Genomic DNA, 20,929 nt, shown 5'->3' with positions numbered 1-20,929 from the left:
TCATTCATTCATGAAAGTCGACGGTAATCGTTTTCTTCAATAATTTTTCCAAATGCTTTTTCTGCTTCTCGACCTGGTATTGCTCAGGTTTCCAATCTTCCCGACATTGGATGGAGAAAACAAGCTCTTCTTTTTTGGACTCTATTTGGATGTCTTTGACGATATCGCGTTTGGTCGCATTCAAACTATAGGCGAATTTAATGACGGCACCCATAATATTGAACTTATCCAGCTCTTCTTCTGTAAACCAGTCTTCATAAAGCGCTGCATTGCGTTTGAACAGGTTTTTATTTTTATAAGAAGCGAGCAAGGCGACGATGATGCGTTCTTTGTGCAAAAGCCCATCGATGGTCCGGTTGGCCAATAGGTAAAAGGTATGCTGGTTGCTTGATTCGGAGTCGATATACGAACCGAGGTTGTACATGGAGCTGCCGAGGCGGACCCAGCGATGGTCGCTCTCGGACAATTCAAGAAATCCTTCGTCTACCAACTCTCGGACAATCATCAAGGCGCTATTGGTCACGTGGATAGCATGCGTCAAGTTGATATCGTAGTCGATCGCCAAATCGTAGAAACTTTCTTCAATGACGTTCGGAAACACTGGCATTTCAAAGTCTTTGGTCATTTCTTCGTAAAACACACCGTCCCGCAAGCCTTTTCGGCTCAAAGCAAACAGTTCCGCATCAATCAATTCCATGAGGCAATTGAACACTTCCACCGCTGGAATGATAATATCCGCACGGTCACGCGACAAACCTTCCACACGCTGCAGCTCATCAAAGTCCATCGAGCCCAGCCATTTATTCGTTTCTTCCACATCTTTCCGCTTCATCGTATACTGATGTACGCCAGATAGTGGATAGTCGATTTGTTCCTGGTGAATCTGCGCCAAGTTTCGTGCGCTTCCTCCGATGCCAACCAGCGGCAATTTTTTCCCTTCAATCCAGTCGAGCGATAAAAACTGACTTTCAATAAATTCCCTCAGTGCCTTCAATTCACTTTTTTTCGGTGTATCGCCTTCAATAAATTGTTTTTTCAACGATAAAGCACCGAATGGGAAACTGTGGAAATGGATGAGTTCACGGCCTTCGAATAAGGTCAATTCCGTACTGCCACCGCCGATATCGACCGTGATGCCGTTTTTATACGACATCGAATTGACGACCGCCAAATAACCATAATGCGCTTCCTCGTATTCCGATAAGATACGCATCGTAAAATCCGTCTCTTCCCCAACCCGCTGGATGATGGATTCTTGGTTTTTCGCCTGCCGTACAGCAGCCGTCGCTACGCATTTAATCGCTTCGAGCTGATGGTGGCGCGTTACTTCCTGAAAACTCTTCAAGGTATCGATCAATACCGCTATGCCTTCCTCAGAAAGCGTCAAATCGTCCGTTAAATAATTGCGCAGGCGGGCGACCGCCTTAACGTTCTCGCTTTCTGAGAAACGCCCACTTTTATCTCGCGTATAAATAACCAAGCGGATGGTATTCGAGCCAATATCGATAATTGCGTACTTTTCCTGTTCCATACTATTACCCCCATATTCGCTATCGCATATGCTAGTGTATACCACCCAAGCGTTCGTTCTACTCACCACGGAATGACAGAAACCAGCTTTTCTGCTAAGCGATGCTCCCCTTGTATCTCCGCACCGGCGCCTAGATAATCCGACAGCTCCTCCACTTTTTCGACCGTCCATTTTTCTCCTGCCGTGACGAGCGGGATACCAGGTGGGTAAGGTGTCACCATAGCTGCTGAGATCCGGCCGATCGCTCTCTCATAAGGCACCCATTCCTGTACCGATAAATCCACTTCCTCAAACGACAACTCCGGCACTGTCACCCGTGGAGGATCGTTGGGACGGAAGCTTGGCGCACCCTTCTCTAATAGCCGCACACCTTGCACAGCTTCTTTAATCCGACTGCGTATATCTGCATACGGATAGGCATGCCACGGCTTGGATAAGGGCAAAATCAGCAAGACTTGAAAAGGATCCGCCAATTCTACAAAAATACCGGCTTGTTCCAATGCCGCTTTCAATTGAAAGCCCCCTCTGCTTTCGACACGCAGCAGTAACTTCAGCGGATCGTCCGTCTCTACTACTTCTAGAGAAGGAATCCGTCTAATACTGGAAATGAAATAAAGGCGTTTTTCTAGAAAATCCCGCTTATCGTGAACCGAATAATTCTGGATATACGCCCTGGCATCGTCAAGCGAAGCCATGATGGGGTAAGAAGGGCTGCTCGATTGAAAAATCCGTAAATACTTGCTGATCATCCTTTCATTCACCAACCCTCCAGCTACGTGAAGGTAAGAGCCCATAGTCATCGCAGGTAAAGTTTTATGGGCAGACTGCACGACCACATCAGCTCCATAAGCCAGCGCACTCACAGGGAACGGCTCCCCTGCTGCCAGATGTGCCCCGTGTGCTTCATCGATCAGCACCGGAATATTACGTTCATGACAATAATCAATAATAGCTTCCAACTCAGTAGAAGCAACGCCGTAATAACTCGGATACGTCAAAACAACCGCTGTCGCTTGCGGATACTCATCAATGGCGGTCACGATCGTAGATAAGGCAACAGCTCCTGCACTTTTAGAGACTTCATCCCATTCAGGCGCTACATAAACAGGTTTTACATGGGCAAGTTCAAGCGCATGAAAGATAGACTTGTGTGAGTTGCGCTGCACAATCACATGATCTCCTTCTCCACAAATCGCATGAACCATCGCCAAATTCCCTGCAGTTGAGCCATTCACTAGAAAATAGCTTTTTTTCGCACCGTATGCCGTGGCTAGCAAATCTTCCGCTTCCTTAATTGCCGAACTGGGGGCGTGCAAATCATCAAGGCCCTCCAACTCTGTCATATCATAGACAAGTGCCGCTTTTAATTCTTTCGGCAAACCCGATAGCAGGCCGTTTTTATGACCGGGAACATGAAACGAAATCGGCCGTCTTCTTTGAAATTCTAATAATGCATCCACCACTGGACGTCTTTGAGTCATAATCTTTACATCCTCACGTTTTCATTCATTGTTTATTCCATTATACCGAACGCTGCACCTTTTCGAAAAGCCGCGTTGTGTTTTTACAAAAACAATACAAAAAAGGCCGTTACCAGGTTTTCCGGTAACGGCCTTTCTATTAGATGCCCAGCGACGTCCTACTCTCACAGGGGGAAACCCCCAACTACCATCGGCGCGAAAGAGCTTAACTTCCGTGTTCGGGATGGGAACGGGTGTGGCCTCTTTGCCATCATCACTGGACTTTTGAGCTTGTTCGCTCAAAACTGGATAAATCGACATTGGATTATGGAAACGCATTTCAGTTATTGGTTAAGTCCTCGATCGATTAGTATTCGTCAGCTGCACGTGTCGCCACGCTTCCACCCCGAACCTATCTACCTCATCGTCTCTGAGGGATCTTACTTGCTTGCGCAATGGGAAATCTCATCTTGAGGGGGCTTCGTGCTTAGATGCTTTCAGCACTTATCCCGGCCACACATAGCTACCCAGCGATGCTCTTGGCAGAACAACTGGTACACCAGCGGTGTGTCCATCCCGGTCCTCTCGTACTAAGGACAGCTCCTCTCAAATTTCCTGCGCCCGCGACGGATAGGGACCGAACTGTCTCACGACGTTCTGAACCCAGCTCGCGTACCGCTTTAATGGGCGAACAGCCCAACCCTTGGGACCGACTACAGCCCCAGGATGCGATGAGCCGACATCGAGGTGCCAAACCTCCCCGTCGATGTGGACTCTTGGGGGAGATAAGCCTGTTATCCCCGGGGTAGCTTTTATCCGTTGAGCGATGGCCCTTCCATGCGGAACCACCGGATCACTAAGTCCGTCTTTCGACCCTGCTCGACCTGTCCGTCTCGCAGTCAAGCTCCCTTGTGCCTTTACACTCTGCGAATGATTTCCAACCATTCTGAGGGAACCTTTGAGCGCCTCCGTTACTCTTTAGGAGGCGACCGCCCCAGTCAAACTGCCCGCCTGACACTGTCTCCCAAGCCGCTAAGGCTTGTGGGTTAGAAGTTCAATACAACCAGGGTAGTATCCCACCGACGCCTCCCCCGAAGCTGGCGCTCCGGGTTCTCTGGCTCCTACCTATCCTGTACAAGTTGCACCAAAATTCAATATCAGGCTACAGTAAAGCTCCACGGGGTCTTTCCGTCCTGTCGCGGGTAACCTGCATCTTCACAGGTACTATAATTTCACCGAGTCTCTCGTTGAGACAGTGCCCAGATCGTTACGCCTTTCGTGCGGGTCGGAACTTACCCGACAAGGAATTTCGCTACCTTAGGACCGTTATAGTTACGGCCGCCGTTTACTGGGGCTTCGGTTCGCACCTTCGCTTGCGCTAAGCACTCCCCTTAACCTTCCAGCACCGGGCAGGCGTCAGCCCCTATACGTCACCTTACGGTTTTGCAGAGACCTGTGTTTTTGCTAAACAGTCGCCTGGGCCTATTCACTGCGGCTCTCTCGGGCTTTAACACCCTACCAGAGCACCCCTTCTCCCGAAGTTACGGGGTCATTTTGCCGAGTTCCTTAACGAGAGTTCACTCGCTCACCTTAGAATTCTCTTCTCGCCTACCTGTGTCGGTTTGCGGTACGGGCACCTCCCGCCTCGCTAGAGGCTTTTCTTGGCAGTGTGAAATCAGGGACTCTGAGGTAAACCTCTTGCCATCACTGCTTGATGTATATAGAAACGGGATTTGCCTCGTTTCTCATCTCACAACTTGGACGTGCACAACCAACGGCACGCTCACCCTATCCTTCTGCGTCCCCCCATTACTCAAACGGCGGGGAGGTGGTACAGGAATATCAACCTGTTGTCCATCGTCTACGCCTATCGGCCTCGACTTAGGTCCCGACTAACCCTGAGCGGACGAGCCTTCCTCAGGAAACCTTAGGCATTCGGTGGACGGGATTCTCACCCGTCTTTCGTTACTCATACCGGCATTCTCACTTCTAAGCGCTCCACCAGTCCTTCCGGTCTGACTTCAACGCCCTTAGAACGCTCTCCTACCACGGACATCTACGATGTCCATCCACAGCTTCGGTAATCCGTTTAGCCCCGGTACATTTTCGGCGCAGTGTCACTCGACCAGTGAGCTATTACGCACTCTTTAAATGATGGCTGCTTCTAAGCCAACATCCTGGTTGTCTAAGCAACGCCACATCCTTTTCCACTTAACGGATATTTGGGGACCTTAGCTGGTGGTCTGGGCTGTTTCCCTCTTGACTACGGATCTTATCACTCGCAGTCTGACTCCCAAGTATAAATCACTGGCATTCGGAGTTTGTCTGAATTCGGTAACCCGGGATGGGCCCCTAGTCCAAACAGTGCTCTACCTCCAGGATTCTCTTCTTGAGGCTAGCCCTAAAGCTATTTCGGAGAGAACCAGCTATCTCCAGGTTCGATTGGAATTTCTCCGCTACCCACACCTCATCCCCGCACTTTTCAACGTGCGTGGGTTCGGGCCTCCAGTAAGTGTTACCTTACCTTCACCCTGGACATGGGTAGATCACCTGGTTTCGGGTCTACAACTACATACTCATTCGCCCTATTCAGACTCGCTTTCGCTGCGGCTCCGGCTTATAGGCCTTAACCTTGCATGTAATCGTAACTCGCCGGTTCATTCTACAAAAGGCACGCTATCACCCATTAACGGGCTCTAACTACTTGTAGGCACACGGTTTCAGGATCTATTTCACTCCCCTTCCGGGGTGCTTTTCACCTTTCCCTCACGGTACTGGTTCACTATCGGTCACTAGGGAGTATTTAGCCTTGGGAGATGGTCCTCCCGGATTCCGACGGAATTTCTCGTGTTCCGCCGTACTCAGGATCCACTCTGGAGAGAACGAACTTTCAGCTACGGGGCTGTTACCCTGTCTCGCGGACCGTTCCAGGTCGCTTCGCTTAATCCGTTCCTTTGTAACTCCGTATAGAGTGTCCTACAACCCCAGAAGGCAAGCCTTCTGGTTTGGGCTGATCCCGTTTCGCTCGCCGCTACTTGGGGAATCGCATTTGCTTTCTCTTCCTTCAGGTACTTAGATGTTTCAGTTCCCTGAGTCTGCCTTCTCATGTGCTATGAATTCACACATGGATACTGCTCCATTACGAACAGTGGGTTTCCCCATTCGGAAATCCCCGGATCACAGCTCACTTACAGCTCCCCGAGGCATATCGGTGTTAGTGCCGTCCTTCTTCGGCTCCTAGTGCCAAGGCATCCACCGTGCGCCCTTATTAACTTAACCACTGATGGTCAAAAAAAATAAGTTGATCGCAATCGCGATCACGCTACTATGATGCTTGTTTCTTAATCAATGTCGATCTATCCAGTTTTCAAAGAACAAGGTTGAAAGTGCTCCGTAAGGAGTGAACCTTCAAAACTGAACGCAAAACGTCAACCCGATTCCGAAAAATCGGTTCCGATATTATCCTTAGAAAGGAGGTGATCCAGCCGCACCTTCCGATACGGCTACCTTGTTACGACTTCACCCCAATCATCTGTCCCACCTTCGGCGGCTGGCTCCCGTAAGGGTTACCCCACCGACTTCGGGTGTTACAAACTCTCGTGGTGTGACGGGCGGTGTGTACAAGGCCCGGGAACGTATTCACCGCGGCATGCTGATCCGCGATTACTAGCGATTCCGGCTTCATGCAGGCGAGTTGCAGCCTACAATCCGAACTGAGAACGGTTTTCTGGGATTGGCTCCCCCTCGCGGGTTTGCAGCCCTTTGTACCGTCCATTGTAGCACGTGTGTAGCCCAGGTCATAAGGGGCATGATGATTTGACGTCATCCCCACCTTCCTCCGGTTTGTCACCGGCAGTCACCTTAGAGTGCCCAACTGAATGCTGGCAACTAAGATCAAGGGTTGCGCTCGTTGCGGGACTTAACCCAACATCTCACGACACGAGCTGACGACAACCATGCACCACCTGTCACCGCTGTCCCCGAAGGGAAAGCCTAGTCTCCTAGGCGGTCAGCGGGATGTCAAGACCTGGTAAGGTTCTTCGCGTTGCTTCGAATTAAACCACATGCTCCACCGCTTGTGCGGGCCCCCGTCAATTCCTTTGAGTTTCAGCCTTGCGGCCGTACTCCCCAGGCGGAGTGCTTAATGCGTTAGCTGCAGCACTAAGGGGCGGAAACCCCCTAACACTTAGCACTCATCGTTTACGGCGTGGACTACCAGGGTATCTAATCCTGTTTGCTCCCCACGCTTTCGCGCCTCAGCGTCAGTTACAGACCAGAAAGTCGCCTTCGCCACTGGTGTTCCTCCACATCTCTACGCATTTCACCGCTACACGTGGAATTCCACTTTCCTCTTCTGCACTCAAGTCCCCCAGTTTCCAATGACCCTCCACGGTTGAGCCGTGGGCTTTCACATCAGACTTAAAGGACCGCCTGCGCGCGCTTTACGCCCAATAATTCCGGACAACGCTTGCCACCTACGTATTACCGCGGCTGCTGGCACGTAGTTAGCCGTGGCTTTCTGGTGAGGTACCGTCAAGGTACCAATAGTTAGTTGGTACTTGTTCTTCCCTCACAACAGAGTTTTACGATCCGAAAACCTTCTTCACTCACGCGGCGTTGCTCCGTCAGACTTTCGTCCATTGCGGAAGATTCCCTACTGCTGCCTCCCGTAGGAGTCTGGGCCGTGTCTCAGTCCCAGTGTGGCCGATCACCCTCTCAGGTCGGCTACGCATCGTCGCCTTGGTAGGCCATTACCCCACCAACTAGCTAATGCGCCGCGGGCCCATCCTGCAGTGACAGCCGAAACCGTCTTTCCGTACAGCCTCATGAGAGGCCGCAAACTATTCGGTATTAGCACCGGTTTCCCGGAGTTATCCCGATCTGCAGGGCAGGTTGCCCACGTGTTACTCACCCGTCCGCCGCTAAACCAAAGGAGCAAGCTCCAATGGTTCCGCTCGACTTGCATGTATTAGGCACGCCGCCAGCGTTCGTCCTGAGCCAGGATCAAACTCTCCATTATAGAGTAGTTGATTGCTCAATACTGCTGGCGTATCGCCGTCTCGAAAGACGCACGATTCGCTTGATCTGCCAAAGCTGATCAGTAAGTTGTGTCACGAACACCGAAGTTCAGAAAGCTGTGCTCCGATCGCCCAAGGGCGACCATCGCAAAAGCCGTTCTCGCACCAAGGCGCTCATGACGTTTATTGTTGACGTTTTGCTGTTCAGTTTTCAAGGTTCATGTTTGCTGTCGTTCCTGACGACTCTTAATATACTAAAGCACAAGCTTTAGAAAGTCAACACTTTTGGTAAATTAAATTATATTTAAAAACCTTTCTTCATTTTCATCACTATTCCTCAAAGAAAAAGAAGTCATTTATCCCCTTTAAAACAAAGGGGATAAATGACTTCCTTCTATATAACCTTCATTTAACTCAATCAAAATAACTATACAAACATCATTATTTGTCAGAATATTTTCCATTTATTCGAAGCTCAGGAAAGCTCGCGCCGTCCTTCAAGTGCTTTGGATAAAGTCACTTCATCCGCATACTCCAAGTCGCCTCCAACCGGAAGCCCATGGGCGATGCGTGTCGTTCGAATACCTGATGGTCTTACTAGACGGGAAATATACATTGCTGTCGCTTCCCCTTCAATCGTCGGATTTGTAGCCAAGATCAGTTCTTTTACTTCTTCGTCTTGAAGACGGGTCAATAATGATGGAACGTTGATGTCTTCTGGCCCGATTCCATCCATTGGTGAGATAGCGCCTTGTAAAACGTGGTAAAGACCCGTGTAATCACGCATCTTTTCCATTGCAATAACATCCTTAGGGTCTTGGACCACACAGATCATCGACCGGTCACGGCTCGTGTCTTGGCAAATCTGGCATGGGTCGACATCTGTAATATGGCCACATACCGAACAAAAACTCAAATTACGCTTGGCATCCACCAATGCTTTTGCAAAATCGAGCACAGTGTCTTCTTTCATGCCAAGGACGAAAAATGCCAACCGGGCTGCTGTTTTAGGCCCGATCCCTGGCAACTTCATGAAACTTTCCATCAGTTTGGAAATAGGTTCCGGGTAGTGCATTGTCGCTTACCTCCTAGAACATGCCGGGGATATTCAAGCCTTTCGTGAATTTCCCCATTGTAGAATTCGCATGTTCATCCGCTTTTTTAAACGCCTCGTTTGTTGCGACGATCAATGTATCTTGCAGCATTTCCACATCTTCCGGGTCTACGACTGCCGGATCCAATTCGATATCAAGAACTTCTTTATGGCCGGAAACGGTTACTTTGACCATTCCGCCGCCTGCTGTTCCTTCGAATTTCAATGTGCCGAGCTCTTCTTGAGCCTCCGCCATTTGTTTTTGCATTTTTTGCATTTGCTTCATCATGCCTTGCATATTTCCTCCACCACGCATAATTGGTTCCTCCTCAAATTTTGTATTCGTTAATCATCATGGACTTCGACGAAATCCTTGCCGAAGAGCCGCTCCGCCTCAGAGACGAATGGATCTTCTTCAGGGCTTGCGCCGTCACCGGAAAACGGATTTTCTTCCTGTCCTTCCGGCTCCTGCGCTTCGCCTTCATTTTTCAAGCCGCCGTTGCGGATGAACTCTTCACGGATCTTCAGCCAATTGGCATCCGGGACGTAAACCGGTGTGTAAGCCTTGCCCGTATACTGCTCGAGCAATTGGCTGAACGCTGCCGCAAAAGTCTGATTTTCAGAAGCCATCTGGCAATGAATATCATACTTGAATTTTAACACAAAAGCATCCGGGGACGCCGCTACCGGCTCGGCATCGTTGAGCAATGCCGAATGCGAGCGCTGCAATTGCCCCATCACGGTCGCCCAATTGGTTTTGATCGCCTGGATATCTGGTTTCGTCGCATTCTTCAGCACTTCCTGGATGCGGCCGGTCGGGATTTTGAAGGCACTTTGCGAACGCTGGCGCTTTTTCTGTTCCGCTTGAGGCGCTGCGCTCGCTGCCCCGCCGCCATCTTTCAATTGTTGCTGCAATTCGCGCACCATTTGCTCGAGGCTCGTGACTTTCGCTTCGAGTTCAGGAGATGGCGCCCCCACCCCGATGCTTTGGACCGGCGCGTCTGCTTGCACCATTTTCAAGAGCGCGGTTTCCATATAGATTTTCGTATGGTTCGAGAAGCGCATCTCTTGCTGGGTCTTCGTCAAAATATCAATCCAGTTATACAGCGTTGTCGCTTCAAACTGTTTTGCGAGTTCTTCAAAACGCGGTTCAAATGCAGCAAGTTCCAACATATCGCTTAGCCCCGGTGCCGTTTGGATCAGTAAGAGATCACGGAAGAAAGTAATGAAATCTTCTACTAAACGCACTGGGTCTTTGCCGTCACGCACCAATTGCTCAAGCAAAGTCAACGCTTGGCCTATGTCTTTATTCAAAAGCGCTTCGGCAATGCCATAAAACATGTCCTGGCTAATTGAGCCCGTCACCAAAAGCGCGTCTTCTAGCGTCATTTCATCTCCACTGAATGACACGACTTGATCAAGCAGACTCAAGGCATCACGCATACCGCCCGCTGCTGCCTGGGCGATGATTTTCAACACTTGTTCATTGTAAGGAATCTTTGCGTCTTCTAGGACCGTGATCATCCGTGCCACAATGTCTGCTTGCGTGTGCGATTTAAAATCGAAACGTTGACAGCGGGAAATGATTGTCAGCGGCAATTTATGCGGCTCGGTTGTCGCGAGAATGAAGACGACGTGTTCCGGTGGTTCTTCCAATGTTTTCAACAACGCGTTGAACGCACTATTCGATAACATATGCACTTCGTCGATAATGTATACTTTAAAACGCGAATTAGCTGGAGAAAAACGCACTTTCTCAATGATCTCCCGCATTTCCTCAACTCGTGAATTGGACGCCGCATCGAATTCGATGACGTCTGTATTCGAGCCTTCATCGATGCTCCGGCAAGAAAAACATTCGTTGCACGGTTCTGCTGCTGGAGCTTGCTCGCAATTCAGTGCCTTGGCAAAAATCTTCGCCGCACTCGTCTTCCCAGTACCCCGTGGGCCGGAAAATAGATACGCGTGAGTCGTTTTATCATAAAGGAGAGCATTTTGAAGGGTTTGTTTGACATGCGTCTGGCCGGTCATTTCCGAGAAAGTCCGCGGTCTGTACACACGGTAAAAAGCTTGATACGCCACCTGGTTCTCCCCTTTTAAAAAGTCTTTGTTCTATCCTCTGATTGTACCATAAAACGGGCATGTTCCCGAATCATTTCACCAGGCATTGCACGGTATGGACAGAAAAAAACCTGCCCGCAAACTGCGGACAGGTTTGGATCGTTTAAGTTAAGCCGTGCACCTTTCTTCGACTGCTGTACACAAGCGTTACTCATGTCGTTGGCTCGATCTAGGCAACCCCGCGGCACATAGAAAGTACCACTTAATGCTGCTTCCTTCCGGACCTGACATGGTTCATGGGTTTCCATTGCGCAGGACCCAGATGTCAACACTACGTGCATGAGGCAGACCTTGCATACAAACAGCCTCAGAAAGGAATTCAGTCCTGCTAGAGCGGATTGCAGGTTACAGGACACCGCTACCTTCCCACCTAGCACGGCATTTACTAGTATACGGAGTGCTGGAGGAAAAATCAAACATAAAGTTAATTAAAGGGGAAACAGGCGTCATCTCTCTCTTTCTATTCCCTTTTAAAAAGATTTACGTAAAAAATAGGAGTTTTTCTTTCAAAACTGTTGACTCCTTTTTAAAACCGTGATAAATTATATCTTGTCCAACACGGAGGAATACCCAAGTTTGGCTGAAGGGATCGGTCTTGAAAACCGACAGGGGAGTCAAATCCCGCGGGGGTTCGAATCCCTCTTCCTCCTCCATTTTTTGAATAACTACGCGCATGTAGATAGAGATAGATTCGTTGTGCAAGCAACGAATTTTTTCTTAACAAGCATGTGTCTGAATATTATAAAAAACTCACAGATCTGTTCTGTGAGTTTTTTTCGTTTATTTCCTGGGAAATAGAAAAACCGGAGGCACATGCCTCCGGTTTTTTATCGTTTCAATACAGCTGTTTGCTGCATGAACTTGCCAATGCGTTCGACGATCTGTTCCGAACACTCCGGATCGTTCATCAAGTCGTAATCGTTGATGTTCAGGCGCAGCACAGGGCAGGCATTGAACGAATCGATCCAGCGTTCATAGCGTTCGTGCATTTCGAGCCAATATTCAACAGGTGTTTGTTGCTCCATCGCGCGGCCGCGTTCTTGAATGCGCCCAAGGATGTCTTCGATCGAACCTTCCAAGTAAATCAACAAATCCGGATGCGGGAAATACGGCGTCATAACCATGGCATCGAACAAATTCGTATACGTTTCGTAATCCACGGCATTCATCGTGCCTTTTTCCTGATGCATTTTCGCGAAAATCCCAGTGTCTTCATAAATCGAGCGGTCTTGGATAAACCCCCCGCCGTACTCGAACATGCGCTTTTGCTCCTTGAAGCGCTCTGCTAGGAAGTAAACTTGCAAATGAAAACTCCATTTCTCGAAATCCTCGTAAAACAAATCAAGGTATGGATTGCCGTCTACGTTTTCAAAAGACGTGCGGAATTGCAACGAGTCCGCAAGTGCTTTGGTCATCGTCGATTTGCCGACACCTACAGTTCCTGCGATAGTAATGACAGCATCTTTCGGGATGCCATACTTGTCTCTCAAATTTTCATTCATATCGATAAGCTCCTTTTTTCAAGTGTTCCTTCTACATGAGTGAGAATCACTTCAAGGTCGGAACGGTTTTGCACAAAATCAAGTTCGTCTCCGTTAAAGCGTAAAACTGGAATTTCCGGATGCTCGCGCTCGAAACGTTCGATGAATTCATGGTAGTCTGCAGACAATTGCTCCATGTAATCAGGCGTGATCATCTGTTCGAATTCACGGCCGCGCAATTTGATGCGCTTCATCAAAGTATCCAGGCTCGCATGCAAGTAAATGACCATATTCGGCTTTGGCATATCGGCCGTCAAGATTTTATAGATGGCTTCATATTTGGCGTATTCTTCTTCAGGCAACGTCCGTTTGGCAAAGATCAAATTTTTAAAAATATGATAATCCGCAACGACCGGCTCCTGGTTGGAGATGAATTTCTTTTGGATATCGCTCAATTGCTTATAGCGATTGCATAGGAAGAACATTTCCGTTTGGAAGCTCCATTCCTCGATATCTTCATAAAATTTATTCAAAAACGGATTTTCATCCACGATTTCCTTTAGCAATTGAAATTGGTGTTGCTCTGAAAGTGCTTTCGTCAGTGAAGTTTTCCCCACTCCGATCGGACCTTCCACGGTGATAAATGGCACCGGCACAAGAAGTCCCCCTTCTTCGATTCAAGTGAAATGCAATGCCATTTATTTTACCATAACCGTCAAATGAAAAGTAGAGCCAAATGGTGTTCAAACGTCTACACAATTTGTAGTTCTTTATCCGGATGAAAAAATGATACACTGAAACCTGAGGAGCGATGCATCATGAACGGAATGGAAAAAGATCATTATTTCATGGGGCTGGCCATTGAAGAGGCCCAAAAAGCAGCGGCAAAAGGCGAAGTGCCGATCGGTGCGGTCATTGTCCAAGGCGACCGCGTGATCGCAAGGGCGCATAATTTGCGGGAAACGACGCGCAATGCGGTGACACACGCCGAATTGCTGGCCATTCAGCAAGCGTGCGAAACACTCGATAATTGGCGTCTTGAAGACACCAAGCTTTACGTAACGTTAGAGCCTTGCCCAATGTGCGCCGGCGCTATTTTGCAGTCGCGCATTCCCCATGTCGTCTACGGAGCGCGTGATATTAAGGCAGGCTGCGTCGATTCACTGTACCGCTTGCTAAATGATGAGCGCTTTAACCATCAATGCGAAGTAACGGAAAATGTGCTAGCGGATGAGTGCGGCGGGTTGCTTACCCAATTCTTCCGGGACTTGCGTAAACGCAATAAAGAAAAACGGAAAACCCAGGCCTAGGGTTTTCCGTTTTTTCATGCGATAAATTCTCGGATCAAGCGATTCACAATGGCTGGTTGTTCATGTTGCACCCAGTGAGTCGCCTCACCGATCCAGACCAGTTCGGCATCCGCGCAAAACTTCAAACTTTCTTTGGCCAGCATCGGCGACAAAAACGGGTCGCCCACACCCCACAGGATTAGGGTCGGTACCTCTACTGGCCTGATCGGAATTTGGTTAAGACTGCCTTTTCGCAATGCGCGGTACCAATTGAGCATGCCGCTCAAGGCCCCTTTTTGCCCCCACGCTTCCCGGTATCGTTCCAGTTCCTGTTCTGTAAATGCCCCTCGTCTTGCAGTCCCTTTCATCGCTTGTGTCATCCATTCGAAATCGTTTGCAGCCATTAGCCGTTCCGGTACATCCGGCAGTTGGAAAAACACCATATACGAGCTTTTCACCCATTGCATGGGATTTTTCATGAAGACTCTTGGCATCGCTGCAGGATGCGGAATATTAATAGCGATGAGTTTTTTGACATACTCAGGCCGCGTCGCTGCCAAATGCCAAGCTACAGCCCCTCCCCAGTCATGGCCGACGATCACTGCTGAAGTTTCCCCGAATGCTTCAATCAATCCGGTGATATCATCGCGCAATTGATCGATCGTATACGCTTCAATGCGCTCAGGCTTATCGCTCAAATGATAGCCGCGCTGATCGGGTGCTACTACACGGTAGCCCCGGGCAGCGAGTGCCTCCATTTGATGGTGAAACCCATAAGAGAATTCCGGAAAGCCGTGCAGCAATACAACAAGTTCTCCCTGCTCCGGACCGGCTACAGCTGTATGAAGCCGGATGCCATTCGTTTCTACAAACTGAAATTCCACTTCGTTCATATCCACCGCTCCCTTTCCCTGTTTCTAATTGTCTACCCTTTCTCCACGAAAAAAAGACCCGAAATGCATTCGGGTCTTGTGATTTAACGGATCGTCGTTTTGCCGCCCATATAAGGCTGCAAGACTTCAGGAATAGCCACAGAACCGTCTTCCTGCTGGAAATTCTCAAGTAAGGCGGCGACAGTACGGCCGACAGCCAACCCACTGCCGTTTAAGGTGTGGACGAACTCTGGCTTGCCTTTTGCTTCGCGGCGGAATTTGATGTTCGCACGGCGCGCCTGGAAATCCTCAAAGTTTGAACAAGAAGAAATCTCACGGTACGTTTCCTGGCTCGGAATCCATACTTCAATATCGTATTTCTTCGCTGCCGTAAAGCCAAGGTCAGCCGTGCACATCTTCAAGACACGGTAAGGCAGCCCTAGCAATTGCAGTACTTTCTCTGCATGGCTCGTTAGCTTCTCGAGCTCGTCATAAGAATCTTCCGGTTTCACAAAGCGCACAAGTTCAACTTTATTGAATTGATGCTGGCGAATCAACCCACGCGTATCGCGTCCGGCAGAACCCGCTTCAGAACGGAAATTCGCGCTATAAGAAGCAAAGGCTTGTGGCAGCATGTCTGCAGTCAAGATATCGTCGCGGTAGAAGTTCGTCACCGGTACTTCAGAGGTCGGGATGAGGAAGTAATCTTCCTTTTCGATCAAGAACGCATCTTCTTCAAACTTCGGCAATTGCCCTGTACCCGTCAAGCTCTCACGGTTGACCATGTACGGTGGCAGCATTTCCTCATAGCCATGCTGCTCCTGATGAAGGTCCATCATAAAGTTAATCAGCGCACGTTCTAAGCGTGCCCCAAGGCCGCGGTAAAACACGAAGCGGCTGCCCGTTACTTTAGCAGCGCGTTCGAAATCGACAATGTTCAACTCCGTCGCGATGTCCCAATGCGGCTTTGCTTCAAAATCGAACTGCGGCTGCTCACCCCAGGTACGGATTTCTTCATTATCGTCTTCAGAATCGCCAAACGGTACGCTATCGTGCGGGATGTTCGGCACGCGCATCATGATATAGTCGAGTTTTTCCTCCACTTCATGCAATTCGTCATCAATCACTTTGATCTGGTCGCCGACTTCGCGTGTTTTCGCGATCGCCTCGTCAGCATTTTCCTTGTTGCGCTTCATGACGGCAATCTGTTGAGACGCCTCGTTGCGTTCTGCCTTCAGTTGCTCAGTCTGGACAATGAGTTCGCGGCGCTTCTGGTCGAGCGCTTGAAAATCGTCTAATACCGAAATATCTTCCCCGCGTTTACCGAGCTTCGTCTTCACTTGTTCAAAATTTTCCCGTACAAAACGGATATCCAACATAGAAATTCCTCCTTAAGTCTTCGTCAAAAAAGAAAAAACAACGCAAAAATAGCCCTCATCCCTTGGTAAAGGGACGAGAGCTACCCGCGTTGCCACCCTGATTGATCGGCAAAAAGCCAATCCTCTTCATCACATAACGGCATTAAAACCGGCACTGGCTCATCGCCATGCAACTCCGGGGTGGATTCCAACGCGTTTGACACCGGTTCGCACCAACCACCGGCTCTCTTACAGAAAAACTGCGCTGTACTATTCCCATCAACGTTTCTTCTTTGAAATTATTCATATTTTACTATAGTGCGCTGTTGTTGGCAAGAGTTCCCTGTTTTCCACCATGTCCAAAAACAACTGCATCAGCCGGTGGTCGCCCGTCAACTCGGGATGGAACGAACAGCCGAGAAACGGTCCACTCTTCGCCAGTACAATGCGTCCCCCGTATTCACACAAGACTTCCACATCCTCACCCGCACGCACGATATGCGGCGCGCGGATAAAGACCGCTGGAAACGGCTCATCGATTCCTGCAATAGCCAGATCCGCTTCAAAGCTGTCCACTTGCCTTCCAAAAGAGTTGCGCGCGACCATGATGTCCATGACCCCAAGATGCGCCGATTCTTGCCCTTCGATTTCCTTGGCCAGCAGTACCAGCCCGGCACACGTTCCGAATATCGGCTTTCCGGCTTCCGCAAACTGTCTTAACGGCTCCAGCAACTCCGCGCGGTCAATCAACCTGCGCATCGCCGTACTTTCACCGCCCGGCAACACCAAGCCATCGAGTTCTGCCAACTGGATAGCCTTTTTCACCACCACCGCCTCAGCGCCACCTGCTTGAATCGCCTCTACATGTTCACGCACCGCTCCTTGCAATGCTAATACACCAATCTTCATCTTTACCAGCTTCTTTCCTGCATACGGTCTGCCGCGCCGATTGTCGACATTTCCAAGCCTTTCATGGCCGGGCCAAGATCTTTCGACAATTTCGCGATTAATTCGTAATCCTGATAATGAGCGGTCGCTTCCACAATAGCACGCGCAAACCGTTCCGGCTGGTCCGATTTGAAAATGCCGGATCCGACAAAGACCCCATCTGCCCCAAGTTCCATCATGAGCGCTGCATCTGCTGGCGTCGCGATGCCGCCTGCTGCAAAATTAACAACCGGCAAACGGCCAAGCAATTTCACTTCCTTCAAAAACTCGTAAGACGCACCTAGATCTCTTGCCGCCGTCATCAATTCGTCTTCACCCATCGCGACAATTTTGCGTACTTCGCCATTCACTTGGCGTAAATGACGCACTGCTTCAACGATATTCCCTGTACCTGGTTCTCCTTTGGTACGCAGCATCGATGCCCCTTCACCAATGCGCCGTGCCGCTTCCCCGATATTGCGGCAGCCGCAGACAAACGGCACTGTATAATCATTTTTCAATAAGTGAAATTCTTCATCCGCCGGTGTCAGCACTTCGCTTTCGTCGATATAATCGACGCCCATCGCTTCGAGCACGCGCGCTTCTGTAATGTGGCCGATGCGCGCTTTTGCCATGACCGGAATCGACACCGCATTCATTACTTCTTCCGTGATGCGCGGGTCCGCCATGCGGGCAACGCCGCCTTCTTTACGGATATCGGATGGGACGCGCTCGAGCGCCATGACGGCCGTCGCTCCTGCCGCTTCGGCAATTTTTGCCTGCTCTGCATTGACCACATCCATAATGACGCCGCCTTTTTGCATTTCTGCCATACCTCGTTTAACTCGATCTGTCCCTTTTTGACTCATCTGAAAATGCCTCCCTTTTATTGGTTGTTTCCAGTATAATAAACTGTGACCATATAAAAAGACTCAGTTTGCATTAATTTAAAAGGTCAGATGGAGGCATTCATATGGATATGCTGATGTTTCAATTACAGAAACAATCTGCCACACCGCTTTATAAGCAGCTGTATCGGGAAATCCGCAGCGCCATCACTGCCGGCACAATTGCTGTCGACACGAAACTACCAAGCAAACGTAAATTGGCGGAGTACTTGCAAATCAGCCAAACGACCGTCGAACTGGCTTATTCGCAGTTAGTCGCAGAAGGATTTATCGAGCCGCGCCCTCGCAGAGGATTTTTCACCATGCCCGTGGAAGAACTCGCTTATTTGGATCTGCCACAAGAAGAAACGGCTATCCGCGATGTACCCAAACCCACCTATGGCTATGACTTCAACCCGGCGCGCATCGATACCCGTTCGTTCCCATTCCCCACATGGCGCAAAACAGCACGCGAAGTAATCGATGAAGAAAATCACGAACTCCTTCTTGCTGGCCATCCGCAGGGCGACGAATCGCTGCGCGTTGAAATCGCTCGTTATTTATACCAATCCCGTGGTGTGGTCTGCGAACCAGAACAAATCATCGTCGGGTCCGGAACTGAACAATTGATGCCATTATTGATCCGGCTGTTCGATAAAAGCTTAAGTTTTGGCTTTGAAAATCCAGGATACGCCCTCACCCATAGCATTTTCGAACACGATGACAGACAAGCATTCCCAATCGAGGTAGATGAAGACGGCATCAATGTGCAGGAACTGGACAAAACCGACGTCGACATCGCCTATGTCACACCGTCCCACCAGTTTCCGACAGGGTCCATTTTAAGTGCCACACGCCGTGCACAGCTTTTGAACTGGGCAGCAGCGAAACCGGAGCGCTTTATCATCGAAGACGATTACGACAGCGAATTTCGCTATACTAGCCAGCCGATCCCCGCCCTGCAAAGCATGGATGTCGGCGGGCGTGTCATCTACATCAGTACTTTTTCCAAATCGATTATGCCGTCCTTGCGCATTGCCTATCTCGTGCTGCCGCCAAGTTTATTGAATGCTTACCGCAAGACCTTTTTGCATTACACGTCCACCGTGCCGCGCATCGACCAACAAATCGTCGCCTTGTTCATGCAAAAAGGGCATTTCTCGAGGCATTTAAACCGCATGCGTAAACTCTATCGGAAAAAGCTCGAATGCCTGACACAAGCACTTGCACCTTATCAGCCAACCGTTGCCGTATCCGGGGAACAAGCGGGCATGCACATTGTGTTGACCATAAATTCGGAGCACTCAGAACAAAGCTTAGTCGACCAGGCAAGCGAGGCAGGCATTCGGGTATTTGCGATGCAAAATTACGACCTGCTCAAGGAAAAGAACGGGTTCCCCAAAATCGTCCTCGGTTTTGGAGGGCTTGATGAAAGCGAAATCCAGCAAGGCATCGATCGTTTGATGAATGGCTGGAACATAGCAAAAACCAGCTCATCCGCTAAGTGATGAGCTGGTTTTTCTTAAAACAATCCTTTAATGAAATCCACGGCGCTTTTCATAGACAGCGCAAACCAATTGGAACGCTCCACTGTCTCTGTTGCTGCTACGTCCGCAGCTGGCTTTTCATGAAGATATTGTATTTCATTGCCCATAGCATCCAAAACCTTCACTTGGCCAACAACTTGCCCTTCCTCGACAGCTGCTTCAATTGTATCTTCTGTCAATTCAAGCTCGGTCCGGTAAGCTTCTTGCTGAGCAGCCGGAGCCATCAAGCGGACCGGTTCTTTCAAAGCGATCGCTACTTGCTCTTGTTCTCCTTTTGTGACAGGAAGAGATTCTTGTCCCATAAACTGTTGCCCAGCTTTCATCAGCTCAACTTCCTGAAATGCAAATCCATGGTCCAATAATGCACGTGTTGCATCAAAACGGGCTTTGTAAGAGCCTTCCCCTTCCGCATCCACCGCTTTCATGACCACTGCGATTAACCGAACCCCATCACGCTTAGCAGTCCCAGCAAACGAATGTCCCGCAAAATCAGTCGTCCCTGTCTTTAACCCATCCATGCCTTCGTATTCATACTCCATTCCCGGAAGCATCGTATTCCAATTGACCATACGGATCTGATCCGCGGTCCCTTCCCGAAACATCAATTCTGGAATTTTGGCCGTCTCGAGAATTTCTGGATAATCATCCAGCAAGGCTTTCGTCAGTATGGCAACCGATCGGGCAGACATGGTATTCTCTTCGTCTTCCCCCGTTCCCTCAGGGTGCATGCCGAGAAGAAATGAGTTGTTGAGTCCAGTTGAGTTGACGAAATGTGCATCCTCAATCCCCATCTCCACTGCTTTGTCATTCATCATCTGCACAAATTCTTTCTCCGTACCCGCAATCGTTTCTGCAATGCCGATGGTCGCCGCATTCGCCGAATAAATCGCCATCGCTTCATATAATTCCTTCATCGTATACGAACCATCCTGACGAAGCGGAACATTGCTCAAGCGCAAATCCTGGGAGATCCGATGGCTGTAATCAGTCACCTCATATTCTTCATCCCAGCTGACAAGCCCTTCTTCAATTGCTTCAAACAACAGGTATTCACTCATCATTTTGCTCATGGAGGCGATGCCTAAAACAGCCTCATCATTCTGACCGTATAAAATCTGTCCTGTTTCTGCATCGACCACGATGGCTGCATCCGCCAATACAGGAATCGCTTCTTCAGCTTGAACCTTCGTTGGCACCACGATCATCAGAGCGATGGCAGACACCATCAAAACTTGCATCCATTTCAATACACTTTTCACTCGCTTGTCCTCCATCGTTTCATATCTTTCGCTATTTTATCATATTTTTAAGAAGCAAAACGAAAAAACGCCTTCCCAGGAACTTC

14 protein-coding genes, 1 tRNA gene, 3 rRNA genes, 1 other RNA gene and 1 other annotated feature are annotated in these 20,929 nt (G+C 49.3%); of the genes, 3 read left to right on the top strand and 16 right to left on the bottom strand.

Annotation, left to right across the window (positions count from 1 at the left end):
- Window positions 1–4: 4 nt before the first annotated feature.
- From ppx to ffs, 9 genes are all read right to left on the bottom strand, one after another.
- Window positions 5–1,531, bottom strand: coding sequence for an exopolyphosphatase (gene ppx / locus BBI11_RS00155; protein ID WP_068459532.1), 1,527 nt, complete (start codon window positions 1,529–1,531; stop codon window positions 5–7).
- Between the two features lie 62 nt (window positions 1,532–1,593).
- Window positions 1,594–3,012 carry an aminotransferase class I/II-fold pyridoxal phosphate-dependent enzyme gene (locus BBI11_RS00150; protein WP_068459530.1) on the bottom strand — a complete coding sequence of 473 codons (1,419 nt, stop codon included), beginning with the start codon at window positions 3,010–3,012 and terminating at the stop codon, window positions 1,594–1,596.
- Window positions 3,013–3,157: 145 nt separating this feature from the next.
- Window positions 3,158–3,273, bottom strand: a 5S ribosomal RNA gene (gene rrf, locus BBI11_RS00145).
- Between the two features lie 65 nt (window positions 3,274–3,338).
- Window positions 3,339–6,270: ribosomal RNA gene (locus BBI11_RS00140) — 23S ribosomal RNA — on the bottom strand.
- A gap of 190 nt (window positions 6,271–6,460) precedes the next feature.
- Window positions 6,461–8,011: ribosomal RNA gene (locus BBI11_RS00135) — 16S ribosomal RNA — on the bottom strand.
- The 16S, 23S and 5S rRNA genes sit together here, the layout of an rRNA operon.
- 473 nt (window positions 8,012–8,484) lie before the next feature.
- On the bottom strand, window positions 8,485–9,084 hold the full coding sequence (gene recR / locus BBI11_RS00130) for a recombination mediator RecR (RefSeq protein ID WP_068459528.1): 600 nt from the start codon (window positions 9,082–9,084) through the stop codon (window positions 8,485–8,487).
- 13 nt (window positions 9,085–9,097) lie between these two features.
- Window positions 9,098–9,418, bottom strand: a complete 321-nt coding sequence (locus tag BBI11_RS00125) for a YbaB/EbfC family nucleoid-associated protein (RefSeq protein WP_068459527.1) — start codon at window positions 9,416–9,418, stop codon at window positions 9,098–9,100.
- 29 nt (window positions 9,419–9,447) lie between these two features.
- Window positions 9,448–11,184, bottom strand: coding sequence for a DNA polymerase III subunit gamma/tau (dnaX, locus tag BBI11_RS00120; protein ID WP_068459524.1), 1,737 nt, complete (start codon window positions 11,182–11,184; stop codon window positions 9,448–9,450).
- A gap of 152 nt (window positions 11,185–11,336) precedes the next feature.
- An RNA gene (gene ffs / locus BBI11_RS00115) (signal recognition particle sRNA large type) lies at window positions 11,337–11,602 on the bottom strand.
- 181 nt (window positions 11,603–11,783) lie between these two features.
- Between ffs and BBI11_RS00110 the strand changes: the two genes are divergently transcribed.
- Window positions 11,784–11,876, top strand: a tRNA-Ser gene (locus BBI11_RS00110).
- Between the two features lie 174 nt (window positions 11,877–12,050).
- On the opposite strand, the gene BBI11_RS00105 is transcribed toward BBI11_RS00110, so the two are convergent.
- On the bottom strand, window positions 12,051–12,725 hold the full coding sequence (locus BBI11_RS00105) for a deoxynucleoside kinase (protein WP_068459522.1): 675 nt from the start codon (window positions 12,723–12,725) through the stop codon (window positions 12,051–12,053).
- Complete coding sequence (locus tag BBI11_RS00100; RefSeq protein ID WP_058382253.1) at window positions 12,722–13,360, bottom strand: deoxynucleoside kinase; 639 nt, start codon at window positions 13,358–13,360, stop codon at window positions 12,722–12,724. The genes BBI11_RS00105 and BBI11_RS00100 overlap by 4 nt, the downstream gene beginning before the upstream one ends.
- A 162-nt stretch (window positions 13,361–13,522) precedes the next feature.
- Between BBI11_RS00100 and tadA the strand changes: the two genes are divergently transcribed.
- Window positions 13,523–14,014, top strand: a complete 492-nt coding sequence (gene tadA, locus BBI11_RS00095) for a tRNA adenosine(34) deaminase TadA (RefSeq protein ID WP_141705846.1) — start codon at window positions 13,523–13,525, stop codon at window positions 14,012–14,014.
- Window positions 14,015–14,028: 14 nt separating this feature from the next.
- Here tadA and BBI11_RS00090 read toward each other — a convergent pair whose 3' ends face one another.
- From BBI11_RS00090 to pdxS, 4 genes are all read right to left on the bottom strand, one after another.
- Window positions 14,029–14,886 (bottom strand): alpha/beta fold hydrolase, encoded by an 858-nt coding sequence (locus BBI11_RS00090; RefSeq protein WP_068459521.1) that lies wholly within the window; start codon window positions 14,884–14,886, stop codon window positions 14,029–14,031.
- Between the two features lie 83 nt (window positions 14,887–14,969).
- Complete coding sequence (gene serS / locus BBI11_RS00085) at window positions 14,970–16,244, bottom strand: serine--tRNA ligase (RefSeq protein ID WP_068459519.1); 1,275 nt, start codon at window positions 16,242–16,244, stop codon at window positions 14,970–14,972.
- A 66-nt stretch (window positions 16,245–16,310) separates the two neighbouring features.
- Window positions 16,311–16,515, bottom strand: a binding site (T-box leader).
- A gap of 11 nt (window positions 16,516–16,526) precedes the next feature.
- On the bottom strand, window positions 16,527–17,132 hold the full coding sequence (gene pdxT / locus BBI11_RS00080; protein ID WP_068459517.1) for a pyridoxal 5'-phosphate synthase glutaminase subunit PdxT: 606 nt from the start codon (window positions 17,130–17,132) through the stop codon (window positions 16,527–16,529).
- A 2-nt stretch (window positions 17,133–17,134) separates the two neighbouring features.
- Window positions 17,135–18,019 carry a pyridoxal 5'-phosphate synthase lyase subunit PdxS gene (gene pdxS, locus BBI11_RS00075; protein ID WP_068459515.1) on the bottom strand — a complete coding sequence of 295 codons (885 nt, stop codon included), beginning with the start codon at window positions 18,017–18,019 and terminating at the stop codon, window positions 17,135–17,137.
- 104 nt (window positions 18,020–18,123) lie between these two features.
- Here pdxS and pdxR point away from each other — a divergent pair, with 104 nt between their 5' ends.
- A complete protein-coding gene (pdxR, locus tag BBI11_RS00070) occupies window positions 18,124–19,545 on the top strand; it encodes a MocR-like pyridoxine biosynthesis transcription factor PdxR (RefSeq protein ID WP_068459513.1) in 1,422 nt (473 codons plus the stop codon).
- Window positions 19,546–19,559: 14 nt separating this feature from the next.
- Here pdxR and BBI11_RS00065 read toward each other — a convergent pair whose 3' ends face one another.
- Window positions 19,560–20,843: a D-alanyl-D-alanine carboxypeptidase family protein gene (locus BBI11_RS00065; protein ID WP_237150298.1), complete on the bottom strand. Its 1,284-nt coding sequence runs from the start codon at window positions 20,841–20,843 to the stop codon at window positions 19,560–19,562.
- Between the last annotated feature and the right edge of the window lie 86 nt (window positions 20,844–20,929).

Origin of the sequence: Planococcus maritimus (assembly GCF_001687625.2) — a bacterium.
Classification (GTDB): domain Bacteria; phylum Bacillota; class Bacilli; order Bacillales_A; family Planococcaceae; genus Planococcus; species Planococcus maritimus.
The sequence above is the reverse complement of the archived record's forward strand: the minus strand, read 5'-3'. Positions and strand labels throughout refer to the sequence as shown.

Coding starts and splice junctions, on each gene's coding strand:
- ppx (WP_068459532.1), bottom strand. CDS start 1,531: ATGGAACAGGAAAAGTACGCAATTATCGATATTGGCTCGAATACCATC.
- BBI11_RS00150 (WP_068459530.1), bottom strand. CDS start 3,012: ATGACTCAAAGACGTCCAGTGGTGGATGCATTATTAGAATTTCAAAGA.
- recR (WP_068459528.1), bottom strand. CDS start 9,084: ATGCACTACCCGGAACCTATTTCCAAACTGATGGAAAGTTTCATGAAG.
- BBI11_RS00125 (WP_068459527.1), bottom strand. CDS start 9,418: ATGCGTGGTGGAGGAAATATGCAAGGCATGATGAAGCAAATGCAAAAA.
- BBI11_RS00105 (WP_068459522.1), bottom strand. CDS start 12,725: ATGAATGAAAATTTGAGAGACAAGTATGGCATCCCGAAAGATGCTGTC.
- tadA (WP_141705846.1), top strand. CDS start 13,523: ATGAACGGAATGGAAAAAGATCATTATTTCATGGGGCTGGCCATTGAA.
- BBI11_RS00090 (WP_068459521.1), bottom strand. CDS start 14,886: ATGAACGAAGTGGAATTTCAGTTTGTAGAAACGAATGGCATCCGGCTT.
- serS (WP_068459519.1), bottom strand. CDS start 16,244: ATGTTGGATATCCGTTTTGTACGGGAAAATTTTGAACAAGTGAAGACG.
- pdxT (WP_068459517.1), bottom strand. CDS start 17,132: ATGAAGATTGGTGTATTAGCATTGCAAGGAGCGGTGCGTGAACATGTA.
- pdxS (WP_068459515.1), bottom strand. CDS start 18,019: ATGAGTCAAAAAGGGACAGATCGAGTTAAACGAGGTATGGCAGAAATG.
- pdxR (WP_068459513.1), top strand. CDS start 18,124: ATGGATATGCTGATGTTTCAATTACAGAAACAATCTGCCACACCGCTT.